The organism is Ruegeria sp. HKCCD6604, assembly GCF_013110635.1.
Lineage (GTDB): Bacteria > Pseudomonadota > Alphaproteobacteria > Rhodobacterales > Rhodobacteraceae > Ruegeria.
In genome coordinates this window covers 1272476-1296484 of the sequence record NZ_WVQW01000001.1, presented here as the reverse complement: position 1 = coordinate 1296484, position 24009 = coordinate 1272476, and the positions used below count along the sequence as shown (strand labels likewise).

Annotated in this window: 22 protein-coding genes and 2 tRNA genes; 13 read left to right on the top strand and 11 right to left on the bottom strand. The window is 57.4% G+C overall.

The annotated features are described in order from the left end of the window. Positions 1-104: 104 nt before the first annotated feature. Positions 105-1055 carry a GlxA family transcriptional regulator gene (locus tag GS614_RS06450; RefSeq protein ID WP_171725757.1) on the bottom strand — a complete coding sequence of 317 codons (951 nt, stop codon included), beginning with the start codon at positions 1053-1055 and terminating at the stop codon, positions 105-107. A 168-nt stretch (positions 1056-1223) separates the two neighbouring features. Between GS614_RS06450 and GS614_RS06445 the strand changes: the two genes are divergently transcribed. Genes GS614_RS06445 through GS614_RS06430 form a run of 4 tightly spaced genes read left to right on the top strand, consistent with a single transcriptional unit; the run spans position 1224 to position 5698 of the window. After that, on the top strand, positions 1224-1934 hold the full coding sequence (locus GS614_RS06445) for a GntR family transcriptional regulator (protein WP_171118563.1): 711 nt from the start codon (positions 1224-1226) through the stop codon (positions 1932-1934). A gap of 7 nt (positions 1935-1941) precedes the next feature. Further along, positions 1942-2859, top strand: coding sequence for a dihydrodipicolinate synthase family protein (locus GS614_RS06440; protein WP_171725756.1), 918 nt, complete (start codon positions 1942-1944; stop codon positions 2857-2859). Between the two features lie 5 nt (positions 2860-2864). Next, entirely contained in the window at positions 2865-4361 is a 1497-nt protein-coding gene (locus tag GS614_RS06435) for an aldehyde dehydrogenase (protein WP_171725755.1), read from the top strand. Beyond that, on the top strand, positions 4358-5698 hold the full coding sequence (locus GS614_RS06430; RefSeq protein ID WP_171615646.1) for an FAD-binding oxidoreductase: 1341 nt from the start codon (positions 4358-4360) through the stop codon (positions 5696-5698). The genes GS614_RS06435 and GS614_RS06430 overlap by 4 nt, the downstream gene beginning before the upstream one ends. Before the next feature lie 10 nt (positions 5699-5708). Here GS614_RS06430 and GS614_RS06425 read toward each other — a convergent pair whose 3' ends face one another. The 4 genes from GS614_RS06425 to GS614_RS06410 form a co-directional block, all read right to left on the bottom strand. Further along, entirely contained in the window at positions 5709-6443 is a 735-nt protein-coding gene (locus GS614_RS06425) for an SDR family NAD(P)-dependent oxidoreductase (protein WP_171615647.1), read from the bottom strand. Beyond that, the gene (locus GS614_RS06420) at positions 6440-7171 is read right to left on the bottom strand and encodes an SDR family NAD(P)-dependent oxidoreductase (protein WP_171169286.1); all 732 of its coding nucleotides are present in this window, start codon (positions 7169-7171) and stop codon (positions 6440-6442) included. The genes GS614_RS06425 and GS614_RS06420 overlap by 4 nt, the downstream gene beginning before the upstream one ends. A 15-nt stretch (positions 7172-7186) precedes the next feature. Further along, positions 7187-8290, bottom strand: coding sequence for a mandelate racemase/muconate lactonizing enzyme family protein (locus GS614_RS06415; RefSeq protein ID WP_171363850.1), 1104 nt, complete (start codon positions 8288-8290; stop codon positions 7187-7189). Between the two features lie 72 nt (positions 8291-8362). Then, on the bottom strand, positions 8363-9910 hold the full coding sequence (locus GS614_RS06410) for a trimethylamine methyltransferase family protein (RefSeq protein WP_171118551.1): 1548 nt from the start codon (positions 9908-9910) through the stop codon (positions 8363-8365). A gap of 226 nt (positions 9911-10136) precedes the next feature. Between GS614_RS06410 and GS614_RS06405 the strand changes: the two genes are divergently transcribed. The 4 genes from GS614_RS06405 to GS614_RS06390 all read left to right on the top strand — a co-directional run bounded on the left by GS614_RS06405 (position 10137) and on the right by GS614_RS06390 (position 13060). Then, positions 10137-11609, top strand: coding sequence for an NAD(P)/FAD-dependent oxidoreductase (locus GS614_RS06405; protein ID WP_171725754.1), 1473 nt, complete (start codon positions 10137-10139; stop codon positions 11607-11609). Continuing rightward, positions 11610-12596: an alpha/beta fold hydrolase gene (locus GS614_RS06400; protein ID WP_171118547.1), complete on the top strand. Its 987-nt coding sequence runs from the start codon at positions 11610-11612 to the stop codon at positions 12594-12596. Between the two features lie 72 nt (positions 12597-12668). Next, positions 12669-12745 (top strand) — tRNA-Met (locus GS614_RS06395). A gap of 108 nt (positions 12746-12853) precedes the next feature. After that, on the top strand, positions 12854-13060 hold the full coding sequence (locus tag GS614_RS06390; RefSeq protein WP_216601094.1) for a hypothetical protein: 207 nt from the start codon (positions 12854-12856) through the stop codon (positions 13058-13060). Between the two features lie 560 nt (positions 13061-13620). On the opposite strand, the gene GS614_RS06385 is transcribed toward GS614_RS06390, so the two are convergent. From GS614_RS06385 to GS614_RS06375, 3 genes are all read right to left on the bottom strand, one after another. Then, the gene (locus GS614_RS06385) at positions 13621-14238 is read right to left on the bottom strand and encodes a DUF4329 domain-containing protein (RefSeq protein ID WP_171206184.1); all 618 of its coding nucleotides are present in this window, start codon (positions 14236-14238) and stop codon (positions 13621-13623) included. Positions 14239-15317: 1079 nt separating this feature from the next. After that, a complete protein-coding gene (locus GS614_RS06380; RefSeq protein ID WP_171725752.1) occupies positions 15318-16637 on the bottom strand; it encodes a hypothetical protein in 1320 nt (439 codons plus the stop codon). A gap of 343 nt (positions 16638-16980) precedes the next feature. Beyond that, entirely contained in the window at positions 16981-17286 is a 306-nt protein-coding gene (locus GS614_RS06375) for a hypothetical protein (protein WP_171725751.1), read from the bottom strand. A 366-nt stretch (positions 17287-17652) separates the two neighbouring features. On the opposite strand from GS614_RS06375, the gene GS614_RS06370 reads away from it, so the two are divergent. Further along, a complete protein-coding gene (locus tag GS614_RS06370; protein ID WP_253285293.1) occupies positions 17653-19368 on the top strand; it encodes an adenylate/guanylate cyclase domain-containing protein in 1716 nt (571 codons plus the stop codon). Between the two features lie 323 nt (positions 19369-19691). Here GS614_RS06370 and GS614_RS06365 read toward each other — a convergent pair whose 3' ends face one another. The 3 genes from GS614_RS06365 to GS614_RS06355 form a co-directional block, all read right to left on the bottom strand. Then, positions 19692-19961, bottom strand: coding sequence for an HlyU family transcriptional regulator (locus GS614_RS06365; RefSeq protein WP_171168764.1), 270 nt, complete (start codon positions 19959-19961; stop codon positions 19692-19694). A 366-nt stretch (positions 19962-20327) separates the two neighbouring features. Continuing rightward, the gene (locus GS614_RS22415; protein ID WP_171725750.1) at positions 20328-21314 is read right to left on the bottom strand and encodes a DUF6538 domain-containing protein; all 987 of its coding nucleotides are present in this window, start codon (positions 21312-21314) and stop codon (positions 20328-20330) included. Between the two features lie 79 nt (positions 21315-21393). Further along, a tRNA-Thr gene (locus tag GS614_RS06355) sits at positions 21394-21468 on the bottom strand. A gap of 83 nt (positions 21469-21551) precedes the next feature. On the opposite strand from GS614_RS06355, the gene GS614_RS06350 reads away from it, so the two are divergent. The 4 genes from GS614_RS06350 to GS614_RS06335 are packed head-to-tail and all read left to right on the top strand — an operon-like array spanning position 21552 to position 23977. Continuing rightward, positions 21552-21707 (top strand): hypothetical protein, encoded by a 156-nt coding sequence (locus GS614_RS06350; protein ID WP_171206177.1) that lies wholly within the window; start codon positions 21552-21554, stop codon positions 21705-21707. A gap of 6 nt (positions 21708-21713) precedes the next feature. Beyond that, on the top strand, positions 21714-22982 hold the full coding sequence (gene murA, locus GS614_RS06345; protein ID WP_152458871.1) for a UDP-N-acetylglucosamine 1-carboxyvinyltransferase: 1269 nt from the start codon (positions 21714-21716) through the stop codon (positions 22980-22982). After that, positions 22979-23455, top strand: a complete 477-nt coding sequence (locus tag GS614_RS06340) for a DUF2948 family protein (protein WP_152458869.1) — start codon at positions 22979-22981, stop codon at positions 23453-23455. Before murA ends, GS614_RS06340 begins: the two co-directional genes overlap by 4 nt. Beyond that, positions 23456-23977, top strand: coding sequence for a GNAT family N-acetyltransferase (locus tag GS614_RS06335; RefSeq protein WP_171168758.1), 522 nt, complete (start codon positions 23456-23458; stop codon positions 23975-23977). Positions 23978-24009 lie beyond the last annotated feature (32 nt).

The following is a 24009-nucleotide window of genomic DNA, read 5'->3' as shown; positions in this document are numbered from 1 at the left end:
TATCTCGGCAGGGTTAGGGGGGTGCCCGTTCAGGCCCGTCATGGGCCGACAAGGCGCGGCATCCCCTGCCGTATCGTTTTCGACAAGTCCACTACCCGATACTGTCAGTCGATCTTGTTGCGTTGCGCGTGCGGGGTGACGCCAAAGCTTGACCGGTAGACGCGCGAAAAATGGCCCGGGTTTTCAAAGCCGCAGGCCACGGCAATCTCGGTGACGGACGCTTCGGTCTGAAGCAACAGTTTCTGGGCGCGTTCCAGCCGCATTTCCATGAAGTATTTCTTGGGCGACGTGTTGAGGTATTTTCCAAACAGCCGCTCAAGCTGCCGGGTTGAAATGCCAAGCTCTTCTGCAATGAACGAGGGGGAAACCGGGGTTTCGATACTGTCCTGCATGATGGTGATCGCCTTGGCGAGGTGCGCATTGCGCATTCCGTTGCGTGATTGCAGGGAAACCCGTTGTTTGGCCGTGGCATTGCGTACCGCGTTGTAGACCATCTGATCCGCCACATCGATGGCCAGTTCTTCACCGTGATCGCGTTCGATCAGGTGCAGCATCAGATCCGCCGTTGCCGTTCCGCCAGATGCGGTAATGTGTTTTTCATCGGCCACGAACACGCTGCGTACCAGGTTGACCTCGGGAAAGGCCTCCATGAACGCGTCGTGATATTCCCAGTGGATTGCCGCTTGCATTCCGTCGAGAAAGCCAGCCTCGGCCAGCACCCATGCCCCCGAGCACAGGGCGCCGATTTTCGTGCCGCGCGCGCGTTCGCGGCGCAGGGTTGCAAGCAGGGGGCGGGTGACGTGGTCACGCATGTGAATGCCCGACAGAACAAACAGCTGATCACATTTGGCCAGGCCCTGAAGGCCGGAATGCACCAGCGTTATGGATCCGTTCGAGCACACGGCCTGCTCGCCATCTTCGGACACAAAGGACCAGCGGTACAGTTCTTCGCCGCTCACAAGATTGGCGATCCGCAAAGGTTCGACCGCGCATGAAAACGCAAGGTGCGAGAACTCCTCGACAAGGATGAAAGTGATGTGCCGCGTCTGAGGCATGAGCAGTACCGTTTGCAAGTTGGGACAAAGCCCAGAACATGAGTCTATTTCGCAGGCTCCTATGCTGCACGAATTTTTATTGTATACAAGTTGTATTTTTATGGAATACAAAACCGTGACAGCACGCGATTCGACCGCGTTCGCCGAACAGAAGGATGAGGCCAAAGCATGAAAGACGAAGCCAAGTCTCGTAAAAGCGCGCTGAGAGAGCACCTGAGAGTGTCCATCCTTACGCTGCGCCTGCGCCCGGGCGCCGATCTGGACGAGGCGCATTTGTCAGAGGAATTCGGCTTGTCGCGCACGCCGCTGCGCGAAGTGTTTCGACAGTTGGCTGGCGAAGGCTATCTGGATCTGCGGACAAACCGCAGCGCCCGGGTTTCCGAGATGTCCTACACCACCTTGCGCGACTTCTTCCTTGCCGCGCCCATGGTATACGGAGCGATCCTGCGTTTGGCGGCTTTGAATGCGTCGAACGCCCAGATCAATGATTTGAAAGAGGCCCAGCAGGCGTTCAAGGCGGCCCTTCGGTCCGGGTCCGGCGAGGACCGAGCCTTGGCCAACAACCGCTTTCATGACGTGACCGGCGAAATGTCCGGCAATGTCTACCTGCTGCCGTCGTTCAACCGGTTGCTGATCGATCACGCCCGGATCGGCATGACGTTTTATCGGCCACAGACCGGTGAAATGTCGGAAAACCTGTCGCTGGCCAGCCAACAGCATGATGCGATCATCGCAGCCATCGAGGCGCGCGATGAGGCGACGGCGGCCAGGCTGGCGGAAGATCACTGGAACCTGTCACGCGATCAGATCGAGATGTTCGTGATGCCTGACGCGCTGGATGTCCCGATGGGAATCCCGCCCCTTTCGAAACCTGCATGAGGACGGAATGAACCCGATTTTCAAGTTTGAGGGGATCTATACCCCTGTGGTCACGCCTTATCACGACGATGGCAGCGTGAATTGGGACGCCTTGTCCGACGTGATCGAATACCTGATCGAGAATGGCGTGCATGGCCTGATCTCGGGTGGTTCGACCGGCGAGAACTATGCCCAGACCGTCCACGAACGTGTCGAACTGGCCCGGTTCACGCATGAGCAGTTGAAGGGCCGATTGCCATTGGTGGTTGGCACAGGCGCGATGCTGACGCCGGATTCGATTGCCCTTGCCGCCGGCGCGCGCGAAATCGGCGCCGATGCGATCCTGCTGGCCAGCCCGCCGTATTCGGTGCCGACTGATCGGGAAAACGCGCTGAATGCGCTGGCCATCGACAAGGCCGCTGATCTGCCTGTTGTGCTGTACAACTACCCGCACCGCACCGGTACGATGATGGGCGAAGAGTTCCTTGACCGTGTGGGCCGCAGCCGCAACTTCTGCGGCATCAAGGAAAGCTCGGGCGATATCAACCGGGTGCACTTGCTGGCCCGCGACTATCCGCATATCCAGCTTGGCTGCGGCATGGATGATCAGGCGCTCGAATTCTTCGCCTGGGGTGCGCCGTTCTGGGTGTGCGGCGGGTCGAACTTCCTGCCTGCCGAACACGTGGCTCTGTATCAGGCCTGCGTGGTCAAAGGGAATTTCACCAAAGGCCGCCGGATCATGTCCGCGATGATGCCGCTGATGCGGGTGCTGGAACAGGGTGGCAAGTTCATCCAGACCATCAAGCATGGCGTCACCATGAACGGAATTGATGCCGGCGCTATGCGGCCTCCGCTGAAGGGCCTGAACAAGGACGACAAACGCGCGCTGGAACAGGTCACGCGCGTGCTGAAAAAGACAATCGCCGACATCGTGGCGGAAGGGTAAGAGACATGGATCTGCTGACACAGGACGAATACAAATCCATCGCCGCAGGCCTGACCCTGCCGACCGGGGCGTTCATCGACGGGGCATTCCGCCCGGCGATCTCGGGTGAGACGTTTGCAAGCGTGAATCCGGCCACCGGCGACAAGCTTGCCGATATCGCATCCTGCGGCGCAGCGGATGTGGATTTTGCGGTCGAAAAGGCGCGTGAGGCCTTCGACGATGGCCGCTGGTCGAAACTGCACCCGTCCGAGCGCAAGGACGTGCTGATCCGGCTGGCCAAGCTGATGACCCGCAATGCCCGCGAACTGGCTGTGATGGAAAGCCTCGACAGTGGCAAGACCATCTATGACTGCGAAACCGTGGACGTGCCGGAAACCATCCACTGCATGAAATGGCATGCCGAGGCGATCGACAAGATCTACGATCAGGTCTCACCTGCTAGCGACGACCATATCGCCATGGTCCTGCGTGAGCCGATCGGCGTCGTGGGGCTGGTGCTGCCGTGGAACTTCCCCCTGCTGATGCTGGCGTGGAAGATCGGGCCTGCCTTGGCGGCGGGATGTTCAGTGGTTGTGAAACCTGCGGCTGAAACCTCGCTGACCGCGCTGCGTATGGCCGAACTGGCGATGGAGGCTGGCCTTCCCCGCGGCGTGCTGAACATCGTACCGGGTGGCGGTGCCGACGTGGGCGAACCCATCGGGCGGCACATGGATATCGACATGGTGTCCTTCACCGGCTCGACCGTCACCGGCAAGCGGTTCCTGACCTATTCGGCGGAAAGCAATGCCAAGGAAGTGGTGCTTGAGATGGGCGGCAAGAACCCCGCCATCGTGATGGACGACGCCGAAAACCTCGACCGGGTGGCGGCGCATGTGGTGAATGGTGCGTTCTGGAACATGGGCGAGAACTGCTCGGCCTCGTCGCGCCTGATCGTGCACAAAGACGTGAAAGCCGAACTGCTGGACCGCATCGCGCATCACGCCAAACAGTGGAACATCGGCGACCCGCTGGATCCTGAAACCCGCATGGGCGCGCTGGTCAGCGAAGGGCATTACAACAAGGTCTGCGGATATCTCGATCAGGCTGAAAAGGTGGTGATCGGCGGCAAGGCCGATAAAGGCTTTGTCGAGGCCACCGTCGTAGAAGTGCCCGGCAACGACTCGACATTGGCGCGCGAGGAGATCTTTGGCCCGGTCCTGTCGGTGATCGAAGTGTCGGGCTTTGATGAGGCCATCAAGATCGCCAATGACACCGACTATGGATTGTGTGCCTCGATCTTCACCGCCAACGCCAAACGGGCCATTCGCGGCGCGCGGGCGATCCGGGCGGGCACCGTGACCGTCAACAGCTTTGGCGAAGGCGACATCACCACGCCGTTTGGCGGGTTCAAGCAATCGGGCTTTGGCGGGCGCGACAACTCGATCCATGCGCATGATCAGTACACCCAGCTGAAAACCATCTGGATCGATCTTTCAGACGATGCCGACGAGGCTGTGGATTGACACGATACGAGGCCAAAAGACTGCCGCGGCAGACCGGTCCGGCAGGGTGGAATGCCATCCTGCCGCCCCAGGACCCTCTGCCGGTGCTCGAACAGGACCTGACCGCCGACATCACCATTGTCGGCGGTGGGTTTGCAGGGCTAACGGCGGCGCGGCGGTTGCATCAGCTGGACTCCTCGCTGAAGATCGGCCTGCTGGAAGCGGGCCGATTTGCCGATGGCTCGGCGGGGCGGAACTCGGGGTTCATGATCGACCTGCCGCATGATCTGGCCTCGGACAATTACGCAGGCGATGGGTTGGATGCGGACCGCGCCGCCATTGCCCTGAACCGCAAGGCCATCGCCTTCGCGACCGAGATCGCCGCCGATTGCGACCTTCCGCAAGAGGTGTTCGACCCTTGCGGCAAATACAATGCAGCCGCGACACGGGCAGGAGACGCCCATAACCGCGCCTTTGCCGGGCATCTGACCAAACTGGGTGAGCCGCATACTCTCTACGACCAAAAGCAGATGCAAGAGATCACGGGCAGCCCGCATTATGTTTCGGGGCTGTTTGCGCCGGGGACGGTGATGATCCAGCCGGCGGCCTATGTACGGGCGTTGTCGGGTCAACTGGCAAGCCAGATTGACGTATTCGAGAACTCGCCAGTCGTCAGCTTTGAAAAGCAGGGCACAGGCTGGGTGGTCAACACCGCCAAGGCCAAAGTCAGCACCGGGCGGATCATCCTGGCCAACAATGGCCATCTGGAAAGCTTCGGGTTCTATCAACGGCAATTGATGCATATCTGCCTCTACGCCTCGATCACGGCCCCGCTGACCGAGGCGCAGATCAAGACACTGGGCGGGCAACCGCGCTGGTCGGTGACACCGGCGGATCCGATGGGCACCTCGGTCCGGCGCATTTCGGGCAGCTACGGGGATCGCATTCTGATCCGCACCGGGTCCAGCTTTCACCCGACGATCGAAACCAGCCGGATGCGGTTGCGCAATGCCGGCTGGGTGCATGACCGCAAGTTCCGGGAACGCTTTCCGCATCTGTCGGATGTGCGGATGGAGCATCGCTGGGCCGGGATGCTGTGCCTCAGCCGCAACGGATCCGCAGCGTTCGGCGAATTGGAGGATGGCGTGTTCTCGGCCTGCTGCCAGAACGGCCTGGGCATCGCCCGAGGCACCCTGCAAGGCATGGGCATCGCAGAGCTGGCGCTGCAAGGCGGATCAGAGATCGCGGATCACTTTCTGGCGCAGCCGGATCTTCCGCGTTTGCCGCCCGAGCCTTTCGCCTCGCTTGGGGCGAACAGCTATCTGATCTGGAAAGAATGGCGGTCCGGCAAGGAATGACGTGTGGGCGTCAGGGCAAGCTCAGCTTGGCCATGCGCCCACCGTCCACCGTATAGACCTGCCCGGTGATGAAACTCGCATCCCCGGACGCCAGAAACGCGACGAGCGCGGCAACTTCTTCAGACCGCCCTGTTCGGGCCACCGGGTGGATCTTGGCGATGTCGCGACGGAATGCGGACGGGTCGGGCATCGACTCGATGAAATCCTCGTTCAATTCGGTATCGATCCAACCGGGCGCTACGGCGTTGCAGCGGATACCTTCGCCCCCGTGATCCACGGCTACGGCGCGGGTCAGGCCGTGCAACCCTGCCTTTGATGCGCAATAGGCGGCGTGACCGGGATTGCTGCCTAGGCCTTCGATGGATCCGGTGTTGACGATTGCGCCCTTTGTGTCGCGCAGATGCGGCAGCGCGGCTTTGATCATCAGGAACGGGGCGGTCAGGTTCACCGTCAGGTTGAGATGCCAGTCCTCAAGGCTCATTCCCTCGACCGAGGCTTCCTGCATCATGCCGGCGTTGTTGACCAGCACGTCCAGACGCCCGGCTTTCGCGATCACTTCGCCGACCACCTGTGCCGGGCTGTCGGGAAGGGTGAAATCTGCAGCGATGCCGTGAAATTCGGTGTCCTCACCACGTTGGGCGGTAAAGACCCGTGCGCCTTCGTCGTGCAAACGCCGGGCAATCGCCTTGCCGATGCCGCTGCGCCCGCCAGTGATCAGTGCCACCTTTCCGTCGAACCGTTTCATGATACCGGTTTTCCTCCGTTGACCTCGACGAGCGTGCCGCAAACATAACGCGACGCGTCCGAGACAAGGAACATGATGACATCGGCGATGTCATCGGGCTCGGCGATCCGGCCCAGCGGCACGGTCCGGCCCAGTTCGGCCACGGCTGTATCGGGGTCAAAGCCGCGCTTTTCAAAGCCTGATCGCAGCATCGGGGTATTCACCTCGTTCGGGCAAACGGCGTTGATGCGGATACCCTGATGGGCGTGATCCATGCCCATGCACTGGGTCAGGGACGCGATGGCCGCCTTGGTCATGCAATAGACCGCATGATTGGGGCCGGGGCGCAGCCCCCAGCAGGACGCGGTGTTGACGATGGCCCCGCCGCCAGCGTCCGCCATGATCGGAATTGCCGCACGACAAATGCGGAACGGGGCTTCGACATTGACACCCAATGACAGAGACCAATCCGCATCAGTCGTATCCGTGACCGACCCGCGCGTGATGACGCCCGCATTGTTGATCACGATGTCAAGCCCGCCCAATGCGGACGCCGCTGCGCCGGGCAGCTGGTCTGCATATTCGGGAACAAGCAGATCACCGGGCAGATATGCCTCGGCCTCGATGGCATCGACAGCCCGGTCGGCGACGGCGACCCGCGCCCCGGCGTTGCGCAGGCGTTGAACGATTGACGCCCCGATGCCGCCAGCCGCGCCAGTGACCAGAGCCGATTTTCCTTTCAGGTTCATAACGTCATCCATTTTTCAGAACGATGCGACAGGTGTGCCGAGCAGGCTTTCATCAGGAACCACGCCCAGCCCCGGCCCGGTTGGCAGCGCGATATGCCCGCCCTCGATCCGGATGCCGTTTTCAGGATCGTAGTTGCCTTCGATATATGGCGCAGCCAGCCAGACGCCTTCCAGCAGGTCGGGCCGAACGGTTGCACCGATATGGGTACATGCAGCGGCGATGATATCCCCGCCCCAGCTGTCATCGCAGGTATGGGGCAGGTTGCTCGCCTCGCAGATGTCGCGGAAGGCGCGCATCGGATGCAGGCCGCCGATGCGGGTGACCTTCATGCCGAACCCGTCGACCAGACCGGTGCCCGCAGCCGAGATCACGGTGTTCAGGCTGGTGCTGTTTTCATCCATATAGATACCATGCGTGACCTGAGGCCGGATCTTCCTGAGATCTTCGATTGTGTTGCAGGGCTGTTCCATGATGAAGGGGATTTCGGGGCATTCGCGGCTGACCCGCAGGGCGTCTCGTGTTGTCCAGCCCCGGTTGCCGTCGACGGCCAGACGCATACCCGATCCTTTGACCACGTCCCAAACCTTTCGAATGGTTTCGATGTCGATCTCGACCGGGCGGCCTCCGACCTTGATTTGCAGACGCGGGTAGCCTTCGGCCATTTTCTCGGCAGCCAGTTTCGCGATGTCGTCGGGTGCACCGACGCCCGTGGCAAAATAGGACGGCACCTTGTCCGAAACCGCTCCGCCCAGTAAATCGGAAACCGGAACGCCCAAATGTTTGCCAAGCAGGTCGTGCACCGCAATGTCGATGGCGGCCTTGGCATAACCATGACCGTTCAACAGCCCATCCATCCGGCGATGCAAGGCCAGAGGCAGGACCTCTGTTCCGATCAGGCCCGGGGCCATTTCGACCAGAGCGGCGCGCGCCCCGGCGGCGTGCGCCTCGGCATAGGTCGGGCCAACCGGGCAGGTCTCGCCCCAGCCGATCAGACCGTTGTCCGACACGATTTTGACCAGCGTGGTGTCCAGCGCCCAGACCCGAGCGTTGGCCATGGTATAGGGCCCGTTTTTGACCGGCAGGTCGTGGCTGTAGATATGCAGTTCGGCGATCTTCATCTTGGCTTACGTGTCTTGACCGGAAAAAAGGGCCCACCCGGATGACGGGTGGGCAAGTACGGGGAGTGTGGATCAGTATGTTTGGTTCAACTCGTCCGCCGCCGGGATTTCCCTTTCGCGACGCGCGATATAGTCCAGAAGGGCCTCGTTCCTGGCCTCGTCCAGCTTTGGTTCTTCATATTCGGCCAATAGTTTCTGTGCATGTTTCAGGGCGCGTTCGGTGATCTCAACTTCGCCTTCGGCGACCCATTGTTCGATCGAGTTGTTGTCGAACAGCTCCGGCATGAAGAACGCGGTCTGAAAGTTGTCCTGCGTGTGCGGATGACCCAGATAATGCCCGCCGGGCCCCACATCCGGAACCGCTGCCAGGGCCTGATCGAAATCGTGCCACTTTGGACCTTCCGCCATCCGGTAAGCCATCGCGCATTGTTCGGCGTCGACGATGAACTTGGCGACCGAACAATGCATGCCCGCCTCGTTCCAGCCTGCCGAATGCCAGATATAGTTGGCCCCGGCGTGAATGACCGCGCTGAGCGTCGTGGCGGATTCGTACCCGGCCTGTGCATCAAAGGTCTTGGCCCCACCCAGAGTGTTCGAAGTGCGCCACGGTACGTCGTAAAAGCGCGCCATCTGGCCGATCATGAAGTTCATAAGGCTGATCTCGGGCGTGCCGGCCATCGGCGCGCCGGATTTCATCGAAACGGTCGACAGGTAATGCCCCCAGATCGCAGGACAGCCCTTGCGGATCACCTGCGTATAGGCCAGCGCCGAAAGCGCCTCGGCGGTCAGCTGCGCCACGGTCGCGGGCACCGATGCCGGGGTGTTCGCGCCACCCAGAACAAAGGGCGAGCACAGAACCGGCTGATTGCGGCGGCAGAAGGCCCGCATCGCACCCAGCATGGTTTCGTCCCACACCAGTGGGCTGTTGCCGTTGCAGTTGCCGGTGGTGACCGGATGATCGTCAATGAAACCTTCGCCGAACAGGATATCGCACATATCCATCACATCCTCGGCATTCCTAGGCGAGGTGGTCATGCCCATGAAGGTCTTGTCCGAGTATTTCATCGACGAATAGGTGATGCGCAGGTGTCGCTGGCTGATCGGGTGGTCGTAGGGCTCGACAATGTGATGGGCCGAGCTGTGCAGCGCCGGCATCATGTGCGACAGCTTGTGGAACATCGCCAGATCATCCAGCGTCGGGTTTCGGCGTACATCGTCCAGATCGCGCAGGAATGGCGCGCCGGTCATCGGCACGAAGATCGCGTGCTTGCCGCCCAGTGCAAGGTTCTTTTTCGGATCGCGCGCATGATAGGTGAACTGCGCCGGAATGGTCGAGATCAGCTCGCGCACCATATTGCGGTCCAGATAGACCAGTTCGCCGTCAACCTTGGCTCCGGCTTTTTTCCAGTCTTCCAGCGCGATGGGGTCGCGGAACTGAACGCCGACGTTTTCCAGAATGTCCATCGCCGCATTGTCGATGCGTTCGACCTGGGTTGCGTCCATGACTTCGCAAACGGGAATGCCTCGGGTCAGGCCCGGCAGCATGTCGAAATTTGGAGCGGTGCGTTGGGCTCGGCGGGCAGAACGTCCGCCGGAACGCGTGGCAGTGCGAGTGGTCAAGGGGCAATCCTCCAATTTTGAAACAAACTGACGGATTCGCGGCGCAACCACCTCTCTGATTGCGATATGTGCTTGCAATAAGCGACACGGGTCATTCCAAATAATTTTGTCCCTGCGTAACGAAAAGACGCCGGGTCATTGTTACCTGTGTGACCTACTTCACAGCCAGGCAAGTGCATACATCTGCAACAAATAAACGCAGGGTTGTTTCAGAAGGCACTCACTCATGCACCACAAAATAGAGATGCTGATCGTCGGCGCCGGGTTTGCCGGGCTGACGATGGCGCTTGAGGCACGCAAGCGCGGCATCAAGGATATCGCGATTTTGGAAAAGGCCGATGATATCGGGGGGACATGGCGCGAAAATACCTATCCCGGTGTCGCCTGTGATGTGCCGTCGCATCTGTATTCCATGGCGACCCATCTCAACCCGCATTGGAGCCGCGCCTATGCCGGTGGCGCGGAAATTCAGGCTTATCTGCAAAATGTCGCGCGTCAGGAAGGGTTGTATGACCTGTGCCATTTCGGGCAGGAGCTGAAATCGGCCAGGTGGGATGGAACGCGCTGGCAAGTGGAAACGATGGATGGCCAGCACTGGTCGGCGCGGTTTCTGGTCTCGGCTATTGGGGCACTTCATTATCCCAGCATCCCGGATATCCCCGGCGCCGACGGTTTTCCCGGCCCCAGTTTCCACTCTGCCGAATGGAATCACGATGTCGATCTGACCGGCAAGCGTGTGGCGGTCGTTGGAACAGGCGCATCCGCCGTTCAGTTTGTACCCGAGATCGCCAAGATTGCAGGCCACGTCACGATCTTTCAGCGCAGTGCACCTTACGTGATGCCACGCCCGGACGGTCCGATTTCGCCCTGGTTGCGCAGCCTTTATGCCCGGTTTCCCATTTTACCCCGCATTCGGCGCAAGCTGATATTCATGATCTTCGAATTTCGCCACCGCGTATTTCGTGGTGAGGAACGCGCGGTGAATTTTGCCTTGAAAATGTGGCGAAAGGCATTGGAGCGCGTCATCACCGATCCGGCCGAACGGCGGATTCTGACCCCCGACTACCGGATCGGCTGCAAACGTATCCTGAGTTCGAACGATTGGTACCCGACCCTGGCCCGCGACAATGTCAGCGTTGTTCCGAAGGGCGTCGCTCGAATCGAAGGTGACACGGTCATCGCGGCGGATGGCACCCGGACCAAGGCGGATGTCTTGATCTGGGGCACCGGGTTTCACGTAACCGACGTGGTCGAGCGTCTGGACATTACCGGTACGGACGGGCTGACGCTGCGCTCTGCCTGGTCGAATGGCATGTGCGCGCATCTGGGTACCGCAGTTTCGGGTTTTCCCAATTTCTTCCTGCTTCTGGGGCCGCATACCGGGCTGGGGCACAACTCGGTCGTGCTGATGATCGAGGCCCAGGTTGGCCACATCGGCCGGGTCCTGAGCGAGATGCAGCGCGAAGGGTTTTCCGCAATCACTCCTGACGCCGCAAAACAGGCGGCGTTCACGCGGGAAATGCACAGCCGCCACGCGGACGGCGTCTGGCAGGCCGGGGGTTGTACATCCTGGTATATGGATGCGGAAGGCCGAAACACGACCTTGTGGCCCGGCACCGTTGCCGAGTTTCAGAAACGCATGGCACAATCAGGGTTGGAGCAATACAGACCCGCCGCCCTTGGCAATGGAGAAAACTGAATGACAACCGTTCTGATCGTAATCGCCGTTTTTGTCGCCTTCCTGTTTGTCATGAACCTGTGGACACGGAAGATTACCCGCCGCGGTCTTGAAACCGTGCCGCAGCTGGGTCAGATCACACCCGTTCATGGCGGCAGCATCCACTATGTGGAAAAGGGAAACCCCGAGGCGCAGACAATCGTCATGATCCACGGCCTGGCTGGGCAGTTGCAGCACTTTACCTATGCGCTGGTGGATCTTCTGGCCGACGATTACCACGTTATCGCGCTGGACCGGCCGGGATGCGGGTATTCAACGCGCGATATGGCCGAGCTGGCGCAATTGCCCCACCAGGCAGGCATGATTGCCGAGTTTCTGGACAAAAAAGGCGTGGACCGCGCCGTTCTGGTCGGCCATTCACTGGGGGGCGCTGTTTCACTGGCGATGGCACTGGACCACCCGGCCCGGGTCGCCGGTCTGGCGCTACTGGCGCCGCTGACGCATAAACTGCCCGAAACCCCGGCGATCTTCAAACCGCTCGAGATCCGCTCCGAATGGATGCGCAGCCTGATCGGCAACACGCTCGCCGTTCCCCTTGCGTCCAAAACCGCGCCGCACACGTTAAGTGCCGCGTTTGACCCGGAAACCCCGCCTGATGACTTTCTGGACCGGGCAGGTGGCGCGCTTGGCCTGCGGCCCTCCGCCTTTGTCACGGCCTCTCAGGACGTCGCCGGCGTCGATGCCAGTATCAACGCGCAGGTCGCGCGCTATCCGAATCTGACCGTCCCAGGGGGCATCTTGTATGGCCGCCAGGACGCGATACTGTCGCCGCCGCTGCACGGGCCGACAATGACCGAATTCGGGCTGAGTTACGAAGAGCTGGACGGGTTCGGCCACATGATTCCGATCACAGAGCCCGAAATCTGCGCCGCCTTCATCCGCAGGATGACCGAAGCGGCCACATCCCCCCTGACTTCCTTGCAGGACAAGCCATCAGAGCAGGCGTGAAAGAAATCTTGAGGTTGGTTGATTTCCCTCTTGACCCTCCCGGGCCCCTCGCTTAAATCGCCTCTCACTCAAGGCGGAGTAGCTCAGTTGGTTAGAGCAGCGGAATCATAATCCGCGTGTCGGGGGTTCAAGTCCCTCCTCCGCTACCAAATCTCTCAAGTCCAACATCTGATTTCAGAAGCAATTCATGTTCTGTCTTTAGGTTGCCCTGCCATCATTACCACCACTTGGGTTTTCAAAACCAATTGGAAGGAAAAATGATTCAAAATGGATCACTTAAGGAATCCAGTAGCATAGTGCTCGGTGTGGATTATCAAGCTGCTGGTTTGGCGGTAGCGCTGGACAACGCGATTTTCCTCGACAACTGCAAGCTGCAAGACGTACACCTCCGAGCTTTAGAGGCCTCGGACGGTATAGAAAAAGCGTTGTACAGATCCACGGACGTGCTCCTCGACCAGATCTGATCTCTCGATCTGGCAATCTATTGGACAATGACAACTGGTGAACGTCCACAACTAGTGAAGAACGGATAGAAGAAAGAGCCGGGACAGAGCCAAGGATAACTCGCGGCGATCTATGAATGAGCACAAGTTTTGTCGGCCCATTATCCATGCGGCAAGACTTTGTGAAGATTACCATTGCTGAGATTGACCCAGCCGCTGCGAAATTTCACTTTGTCGGCGTTTTCCCTTTTCACCCAGCGGAACTGAACGTCCGAACTGCGCCGTCTGCGACTTGCTGCGCGAGGATCGAAGAAAATGTCGCAAAGGCAGCTAGTGACCCATCCCGCCTTACACACAGCACTTCGGATGGGTGGGACGCCAACATAGCTTCAGTTTCCTCAACGATGGTGATTGGCCTTCAGTCTTCGCAAGAGCAAGAAGACCGAGTGTTGTCAGCGCAGGAAAACCCGAGGGGAAAAGAACCGTTCACGCGAATGTCAACCGCTCTCTTCCTCGGATCCTCTTACTTGTAGTCTTCAGTATCGTAGCAAGGTAACGGTTTCGCGGGTTCTTTGCCCCAACTAGTTACTCTCGTATTCGAGAAGATCTTCATAAGAGTAAACCGATGAGATTTCCCCTTCCAAACCCGGAACGAAACCAGGGTCTTTTGGCAAGCATCCGATATCGCAGATTTGTCTCACTTCCATTCGCTCCGTATCGACGTACCACAAACGTCCACCCGGAGTTGACACAAAGCCGTCGATGCCCTCGTCTTCATCGGCCTCAATGTCTGCAACGCTTGGAACTTCCGAACTATATTCCGGGTCGAACCTCCCGTGCGTGTGGTAAGATAAGACAAGCACCAAACCATTTTCTGCTTGATCCCAAACGCAGCTTTTATTGTCGCCACGTTGAGCAGGAGTAGCAACAAGTTTCCCGGCCGGATCATATGCAAGGTAGCCGCAATACTCTGTGTCATTGTTGAAAGAAATACCCTGTAGGCTAGACAGTGTCGCTTTCGCTACGCTGATTTCTTCCTGTGATTGGGCCAGGGTGGCCGCGGGTGGCCAGAGTATCAAGACCACTAAAGTATAGCGAAGGCGGCGTGCGGCTTCACATTTGCCTTCTGCGAGACCAAGTTGACGAGCCGTAAAAAGAAGGCAAAGTCCTGACAACGCAATAATGCTAAACTCAATCATGTTTTGCTCCTTATAATGAACTTATTAAAGCAGCGCTACCGCTGTAGGGATAGCCTAAAGAAAGGTGCCAACTGCAACCAAGGCAATCCATCCATCGCTGTTGCAAACTCCTGGACGTCCTTTTGTGCCTTCCTAGGGTTTTCCAGTCCGCCTTATCGTTCGACACTAATCTATCTGCGTTGTCTTCGGTCGCTTGGGCCGCTGCGTGTACAGCGAATAAGCCGCTCTACCTGCCGCTATCAACGTTACCGTGGAACCAAACAACGTTAACAACTGCGACCTGTTTCAACCATGAATCTCAAGCCGTTCCGCTCCGTTAGTCTTTTCGAAAGAACCGGTGCAGCAGCATAGGCAAACAACACCCAACACAACCAATTGCTCGCAACCTGTGCGTTTCAGGGGCAGCCGAACAAAAAACCGCGATGAAGGCGAATGCGAGCAGACAAACAAACGCGGCCACCCAAAAAACATCAAGTAAATCCTGCATCTAAGTTGCTCCAATTCTTTGCAAACGGAAGTACTATTCCAATGATCCGGTCTGTCGTGCTGCGCAAAGTGTTTGCAAGATTGATCCGATCAGCCAGCAGCGGCGTACACCTGTCACCCCGAACACTTGCCCCGCGCTTGCTCCTATCCCTCAGCAGCGCGGGTTTTTTCTTGCCTGCGGCGCTACGACACGGGGCCGGTTCAGACCACAACGCTACATCCCTTTTACTACCACCCTTCGGGGGGCCCGCGTTGCTCTTGTCCCCTCTAGCTTGCTTGCAGCGCGGGTCTATTTCAGGCGTGATGTGAACTTGAAGTATTGAATTGTTTAGACAGCCAGCCTGTCGCTTAGGCCCTCTCCATTAATCACCAAGGTCTCTATCGCCCAAACTCTCTGAGTCCGGTATGCCTCCGGCGTGACCCAGATTTTCTCGATTTCGGTTAAGCAGTCTCCAAATCTCTTGGCCGGTTTTCGGTTCAAAGCGAAAGACCCCAGTTTTGATTAGCATAATTACGCAGTTCATCCTTTGGCAAACCACCAGCACACAAGGAAATCACATCAAACTCACGGTCGCCAAATACCCGAAGTCAAATCACTCGTCATTGCCTGTGCTGGACCTAGTAAGCAGGCGTTCTCGGATGGTGCGCCAAGAGTCTGGAACAAGAAACGCAGTTCCGTTGGGAGTTAAATTGTAAATCCGGTACATTAACGCCCTGGGATTCCCTACTGATTTGCGAGCGACTAAATCGAATGCAGCTGGTTCATTGAGCGCTACGCCCTCGTCACCAACGTGAGGCACAGTCAAGAAGTTGTGCGCAATTTCGTGGGAAACTAAGGTGCCGAACGAATTGTCCATTGGAGGGTCCACATTCAGAGTAACACCCGCGATGCTCCCGTTTGGTCCAGATTGGGCACTTCCGCCAAGCGGCATTTCTCCGGGTTGTTGAGTGCGTATTGTCAGGACATGCTCGGCCCGATCCGGCCTGCCAGCAGCAGACTGCTCCAGGTTAAATGCGGCGAGGCGCTGCGCAACGGGAGTCCGATCAGGCCACGCGAAATCAATTGGTATCGGCTCAATTCGGTAGCGCAGCCCGGCTTCCTGATCTCCGTCCAAAGGCGCCAAACCTGATCGAATAGGAAAAATTCGAGACAAGTCCTCCAGAGCCTGAAATAGAATTTCCCATTTCTCTGCAGGAAAGGGAAAGATCTCAACGACAACAAGAATTCGCAGATCCTTCGTCGGATGAAACTGTGGTTGCCCAAGAGACTTTTCGCCGACAAGAGTACCGTTGCGATAAAGCCGCGCAGTAAAACGATGCCGTCCAGGCTTTGAGATTTCCCGACCGCGGATATAGAAGTTGATATTGTCGTCTTCGGAGAAACTCTTGGTATCATTTGAGAATACGCCATCACCAATATCACCTGGGATAACTGTTGTCCCAGATGGGCCGGAAATCTCAAGTTCGGCATAATCAATCCGGGCTGGATTGAAGGGCAACGAATGGATTGGAAGGGAATTCAGATCAAATCCGAGGGCTTTAGACGAATAGTCAGAATCCGCGTCATCCAAAAGTTCTGATGCCATAACAACTACGGGTGGGCGGCGACCAACAAATATTCTTGCAAGAGTATCTTTACCGGCGACAAGCTCGTAACCGGGGATACCTTGAGTCACCTCAGAACCGAAATCTGACATATCCGCCGGAACTTGCGGCAATGGGGGCCCGCTCTCTTCACACGCCTTAAGAGCCCCCCTTTTTCGCTGAAGCAGTGACAGCGACTGCTTTCTAAATCGAAAAAGCGCAGACTTTTGTATTGGGTCAACAGTGTTTTGAATCTGAATATCGAGAAGTTCAATACTTTGCTCAAGCGTCTCAATTTCATCCCGAATACTTTGACAATGCGCAGACATGCGGCCACCTGAGGAGGTTAGTGTTGAGTAGAACTTGTTCAGAAAATTACTCTAGCACGAAAACCAAAAAAGAGACGAATCTTGTTGGTCGTGAAATGTACTTGCAGGTATAATTCGTTTGTTTGGCAAGCTTAACGCAATGAAAAATAGCCAAAACGAAAACTTCCCGAAAGACAGGCTTTTGTAGCAGGCACAACGCGTGGAGCGTGACAGGGGTATTTTCTGTACGATCCGGATCCAAGGAGCAGGCATTAGAGGCAGGCTTTTGCTGCGGTTTCAAACTGTTTGCGGTTTTTCGAGCCAGAGAAACGAAAATCCGTTTAACTCCAGATTTGAATTTACTTCAAACACCTAAAAAATGATTGTTGAATCCTCCACTACGCCGCTTGAGCAGCTTGGTGGCTTCTGCTGCTGCGAATTCAAACTCCTTCCCGACCGGCTTGCCAGATGCGTTGAGTTCGCGACGTTCTCGATTGCAGGCGCGGATGAACCCATCGATGCAGGTTGGCTTTGACAACTCTTTTCCTCGTTCCCCTGGCAGGGCACGCCCGATCTTGTCGACGCAAACCTTCCCATTGTTTTTGCAGGAGCCACTCTCTTCGGTCGTCGAGCAACAGATGGCCGCCACCGTCAGGATCAGTTTGTCCAAGGTCTGATTTGAAACTGCGCGTTTCAGCCGTTCGATTTCATTCTGAAGCGGCTCCGGTTCCTTCTATTGATCAACACCCATTCCACTGTTCTTGTTAATTCAGCGTTGGTGGGGCAGTTAAGCGCCGACTATCTGCCTGATTGCATCAAGACGGGACATGCCATTCCCCAGATTCCTCAATACACCCATGGACCAGATCAGTTGGGTAGGCTCAGTCAACTACGACAGACTCTTGCAAACCACGGTCGTTTGGAAAATTTTTGATTGGAACAGGTTTGCCCAAAAAGTGTCCGGTCGGCGTTTGCGCAGCGTCTCTAAGAAATAAGATGTCTTTTCCAAGCAACGCGTTGTGCGTTACGAATAGACATGAACGGGAACCGCAGACTTTCCGCAGTACTCTCGGCCGATGTAGTAAACTACTCGGGCCAGATAAAGGCGGATGAGAACAGGACTCTCAGCGAACTCCGTGTCCTGCGTCGAGAGTTGTTCGATCCATTGGTTAGCGATCATCGCGGCAATATCGTAAAGAGAATGGGCGATGGATGGCTGGTCGAGTTCAGCGCGGTCTCGGACGCAGTGCGGTGCGCCCTCGATCTTCAAAGCCAAGTGTCAGCCCAGTCCTCGCTGAAACTGCGCGTGGGCGTTCATCTGGGAGATGTCGTATTTGACGAAGATGACATCTTCGGCGATGGGATCAATATAGCCTCGCGGCTACAAGAGGCTTCCGACGAAGAGGCTGTGTTGATTTCCGATGTCGTCCATCGCAGCCTTGATGAGAGGCTCGCCGAGCAATTTCACCGCGCTGGCGAACGGCAGTTCAAGAATGCCCTGTCACCTGTCGAAGTATTCCAATGGTCGCCACCCGGTTCCGCACCACCGCGAGTGACTCCAGCCAGTCACTCGAAGTCATTGCTGATCGGCGTTCTACCCTTTGACAGTCTTTCTTCTGACCCCGATCAGGAATTCTTTGCCGATGGCATTACCGAAGAGATAATTACCACTCTGTCAAAACTCCCGAACTTACTGGTCGTCGCGCGCAACTCTACGTTCGTCTATAAGGGGCGCTCGGTAGACGTAAAACAAGTTGGACTGGAACAGGGCGTCGATCTTGTTCTCGAGGGAAGTGTCCGCCAAAGCGGTAGTCGTGTGCGAATTACCGCGCAGCTCATCGATGCGAAGTCCGGAATGCACATTTGGGCAGACCGGTTTGATCGCCTGATAGAAGACGTATTCGAGGTTCAGGATGAAATTGCCCTGAGAATTGCGACTGAACTTCAAGTCGAATTACTGGCGGGCGAGATGGCCCGTTTCAGAGGTTCGGGTACTAAACATCTGGATGCCTGGACTGCTCAGCTGCAAGCTGTGGAAGCCTCGCGCAGAATAACTAAGGAAGCACAGGCTGACGCTCGTCGGTTTGCTCAACAGGCAATTTCCCTGGATCCAGGCTACTCCGCGCCATATTGCACTTTGGGGTTCATTTGTACTGTCGAAGCAAGGCACGGTTTTGTAGCAGACCGAAATGCGGCGCTGGCAGAGGCCCGCGACTGCGCACGACGTGCTCTGGAGATAGACAGCTACAACCCAGAGGCTCACGCAATTGCGGGTTTCGCGGATGCAATCGACGGTAAACTGGAATCTGCTATCGGGAAGTTCAACAAGGCACTGCAGCTAAATCCAAACCACGCTGATGTGGCTGCAAGGCTGTCGATTACATTGGCATTCAATGGGCAGGCAAAAGAAGCGATCCGCGTGGCGCGGCAAGCCATTACTCTCAACCCTCACTATCCCGGCTGGTATGCTGGCGTTCTGGGTTTGGCACTTCGGCTCGACGGTCAATACGAGGAAGCCAAGAAGGCATTCACCGAATATGGTCAAAGAGTTGAAGGCTTTGGGCATCTCGACCTCGTTATCGTACATATGGAAACGGGTAACGTTGAGGGCGCTCGCGATGAGGCGCGGAATGTGATGAAATACCGCCCTCAGTTTTCCATATCGGACTGGGCAAAAACTCAGCTTTTCTCTGATGCAGAACGATTGGAGAAAGACTGCGCGTCTCTGCGTTTGGCCGGCTTGCCCGAATAAGTGCCGCGCGGATTTCCGGTAAAGCGATTTTTCCTGGAAAGTGACACCCAACGCATCGGCTATGGGTTCGAAGCTAAAGCCCGACAAATATGACCGATCTTCCGCTCTGGGGAAAACCTGCATTCCAGTGTTTTACGCAATTGCCTGCTTTATGCGCTTTGCGATGGCAGCTAACAAAACAACAGGGCAGATAAACTGCTGCACAAAGACTTCTTCGCCGAACAAAGTTTGACAAATGATAACCTATGGAATGCGTTCAGAATTATACGCATAAGCATGCTCAGCGATTCCGCTCGTAGATCAGGCTTCAAGCTACGACTTCCCTAGCTGAAAATGCTGTCGCCTTGCTCATCAATGACCTGTTTCGCCTTTGCTATACTAAAGCTTTCGGCCTGATCCCGAGTGTCGAAGACATCCGCCCTGATCACCGTATGTGTCTTTCGATCTCCGTCGATGGTCTTTTCGATACGGGCCATCAGGCGAAATTTGCTGCCCTCGGCCATCAGGTCGGGGAATATCTCGAACCCTTTGTAAGTAACCGGATCCGGCTTGGACTTCTCAACGCCGCCGAAGAGTTTTGAGAAGAGGGACATCGGGTGGCTCCTTTCAGCGTTGTTCAGGGCAGAGACTAGCGCCGCTCAAGGCCGGAGTGAAGGGCGTTGCACGGTCAGGTCACTGGTTCCAGGGTTCGGAAGCGCGCACCGTTCAGAGTCACAATGCCCCCAAAAAAGCGGCGAAGGATCCGCCTTTGAAAAGCAACGGCAAACACCGCGCTTGCGTTTCAACAAACCAGCCTACATGTCAGTTTCCCCGATTTACCGATTTGACCTCTCTGAGATGGCATCCGAGCATTAGGAGGCCTGGCCAGAGCAAATAGGTCTGAATCTCAACGTTTTCTCCAAAAGTAAGGAGGACAATGGTAAGTAGTAGTCCCAGCGGAAGCTTGCCACGTTCACACTTTATTGCGTCCAGCGTGACGACCCAGAAATGAACTGACAAAGGCACAAGGAACGCTGTAAATCCGGACAGCCCTTTGACGAATAACAGCCCGTACCAAGTGTGGTGACTGCCGATCGGCATGTATTCAACAAGATGCGCTCCGGGTCTGACTGTGCCATGCCCGAAAACCATTGCATCCGATTGCCACCGTTCATAGGCAATGCGCTGCAGAGTTTCGCGCACGCGGGTACTGAGCCTCCCCAACTGAACGGGTCCACCGTTATGTTTAGGAAACGGAGGACTGAGAATGGCAAACAAGCGACCGAAGCGTGCTTCTTCTGGGCGAAGTCATCGACCGTTGCAGGTGCCTTTCCGTTGCTCAAGTGGTCTTTCCTCCACCGTTCAAAAAGGCTGGTGAGTGTAGGGCCTTCGATTGCCACTTTTGGCGAGGCTGTGGGTTCCCACTCAGGGAAGCGCGTAGCCTGAGGGTCTGGGGTGAAATCGCCTTCCGCTCTCTTCAACTGCTGGCTAGCCGCCTGCGTCCAAGACCGGTGAACTTCACGTAGCAATCGCGCACGCGTCGGTTCGTCTATAGCAATACCTTCTTCCGCCAGTATCTCGTCAGCGACCACACCGTACCATTTTTCCATACCGCCTTCGACAGCTTCCGCCTGTTGGCTCAGGCGCAAAACCTGTTCCCATATCGCAGGTTCACCCGGTTCATTTTCTAGCATTTCCATCAGGCGGAAATACACGCGACCAGACAGAGCAACGATCTTTTTCAAAGGGAGAGGTTCAGGCTTTGCCCTAAAGGACGCCCATCGCTTTTGAATTTTCCTGTATTCAGCCGCAAATCTCTCTTTGGCCTCTGATGGGTCTCTGGTGCGTAGTGACTTTGACACCTCGGCACGGCCAACGATTCCTTTCAGGTCCGCCGGAACGCGCACCCTCACGTAGTAGATTCCGCTTTTTTTGTCTTTGACTGGTGTAGGCATGGCAAGGGTCACTGTGTAGGGCTCCTGTGTAGGAGTCTGCAAGTGCAAGCCGTTGGTTTGGCGTAAGTTTTTGATGAATATGAGGAAATCATGGTGCTGCTGGAGAGAATTGAACTCTCGACCTCTCCCTTACCAAGGGAGTGCTCTACCTCTGAGCTACAGCAGCGCTGTGGGCGGGTGATTAGACTCAAACGAAACGCGGCGCAAGGGTGTCTGGACGGTTTTTTTCACCTCCTGTAGAGAAAGATCATGACGAATAAAAATTCACCCAAAAAACAAGGCAAATCCGGGGATGCACGCGAAGAGCGGCTGAAAGCGGCGCTGAAGGCCAATATGGCCCGGCGCAAGGCGCAGGCCAAGGCGCGGGCGGCCTCTGGGGACAAGGCCGACAAGGACAAGGGATAAGAGCAGATGGATTCGATTCTGGTAACGGGCAACGGCCCGCTGAATGGTCAGATACCGATTGCGGGGGCCAAAAACGCGTGTCTGACGCTGATGCCTGCGACCTTGCTGAGCGAAGAACCGCTGACGCTGACCAACGCACCACGCCTAAGCGACATCAAGACCATGACCGCTTTGCTGCAATCGCTGGGGGCCGAGGTGTCGTCGCTGCAAGATGGTCAGGTGATCGCGATGTCGAGCCACAGTCTGACCAGCCAAACGGCGGATTATGACATCGTGCGCAAGATGCGTGCCTCGAATCTGGTGCTGGGTCCCTTGCTGGCGCGGTTCGGGCAGGCGGTTGTTTCTCTGCCCGGTGGCTGCGCGATTGGTGCCCGTCCAATGGACTTGCATGTGGAAGGGCTCGAGGCGCTGGGCGCCGAGATCGAGCTGAAGGACGGCTATCTGCATGCCAAGGCTCCGGGCGGCCTGAAAGGGGCGGTGCACGAGATGCGCTTTGCCTCGGTCGGGGCCACCGAAAACATCGTCATGGCGGCGACGCTGGCCAAGGGCACCACGGTGCTCAAGAACGCCGCGCGCGAGCCCGAGATCGTCGATCTGGTCGAATGCCTGCGCAAGATGGGTGCGCAGATTTCGGGCGAGGGCAGCTCGACCATAGAAATTCAGGGCGTCGACCGGCTGCACGGTGCCACCCATCAGGTTGTCACCGACCGGATCGAACTGGGCACCTATATGCTGGCCCCGGCGATTTGCGGCGGCGAGGTCGAACTGCTGGGCGGGCGCATGGCGCTGGTTGAATCCTTTGCGGCCAAGCTTGACGCGGCGGGGGTCAGTGTCACCGAAACCCAAAACGGCTTGAAAGTGGCGCGCAAGAACGGCCGTGTGCAGGCTGTGGACGTGGTGACCGAACCGTTCCCGGGCTTCCCGACCGACCTTCAGGCGCAGATGATGGCGCTGATGTGCACCGCCGAAGGCACCTCGGTTTTGGAAGAGCGTATCTTCGAAAACCGCTTTATGCATGCCCCGGAACTTGTGCGCATGGGTGCAAATATCGAGGTGCACGGCGGCACCGCCACCGTCACGGGTGTCGAAACCCTGAAAGGCGCCCCGGTGATGGCGACGGATCTGCGGGCTTCGGTGTCGCTGATCCTTGCCGGATTGGCGGCAGAAGGTGAGACAACGGTAAGCCGGGTCTATCATTTGGACCGCGGATATGAACATGTGGTTCGCAAGCTGGAAGGCGTGGGCGCAAAAATCGAACGGATCAAAGGCGAATGACGGACGCAAGTTTTGAAGACGGGCGCGAAGCCCCGCTGAATTTGGGGGCTGAGGATGCAGAAGATCTGAAGGTGATCTCGACCCTCGTGCAGGATGCGGTTTTTCCCGTGACCGAGATGAAATGGCAACCGTCGCACCGCCGCTTTGGCCTGTTGCTGAACCGCTTTCGCTGGGAAGACAAGGATGCCGCCGCCCGCCGTGACCGCCCGTTTGAACGGGTGCAGTCGGTGCTGGTCTTCGATTCCGTTCTGTCCGTGGCCAGCCAGGGCATTGATCGCAGTGAGAAGGACATGGTCATGTCGCTGCTGTCCGTCGAATTCGAACCCGGCGAGGATGGCGCGGGCCAGGTCTTGCTGACCCTGGCGGGTGACGGCGCGATCCGCCTGAAGGTCGAGGCGTTGGATGCCACGCTCAAGGACGTCACGCGCCCATATCGGGCCCCATCCGGCCGGGCGCCGCAGCACCCCGAATAGATGCAGAACAAGCGCGGCATTTCTCAGGCGTTTTCAAATGTGCCCGAGGGTATTGCCCTGCGTCCGGCGACGGTGTTCGATGTGTTCGACATCAGCCGCGTGCTGATCCGGTCGATCACGCAGCTTTGTGTGGCCGATCACAACAACGATCCCGACCATCTGGAACAATGGACCGCGAACAAAGACCCGGCGACCATCCGGGGCTGGTTCAAGCCGGGATCACAGATCTGGCTGGCCCAGCGTGAAGGGCAGGTGGCCGCGGTCGGTGGGTTGTTCGAAACCGGCAAGATCACCTTGCTCTATGTTGACCCGGAACACGTTGGCAGCGGGGTGGGGGCCGCGTTGCTCAACCGGCTGGAACGGCAACTGGCTGCGTGCGGCTGTACCGAGGTGCATCTGGACGGCACGAAGACGGCACGGGAATTCTATTTGCGCCACGGCTGGAAGGCCACTGGTCAATGCAGTGACCGTCAGGATTTGTCCTGCTTTGCCATGCGCAAATCGCTGCACCCCCAGGGCTGAGGGTTGAGGCCGCGCCCCGTGGGCGATATGTC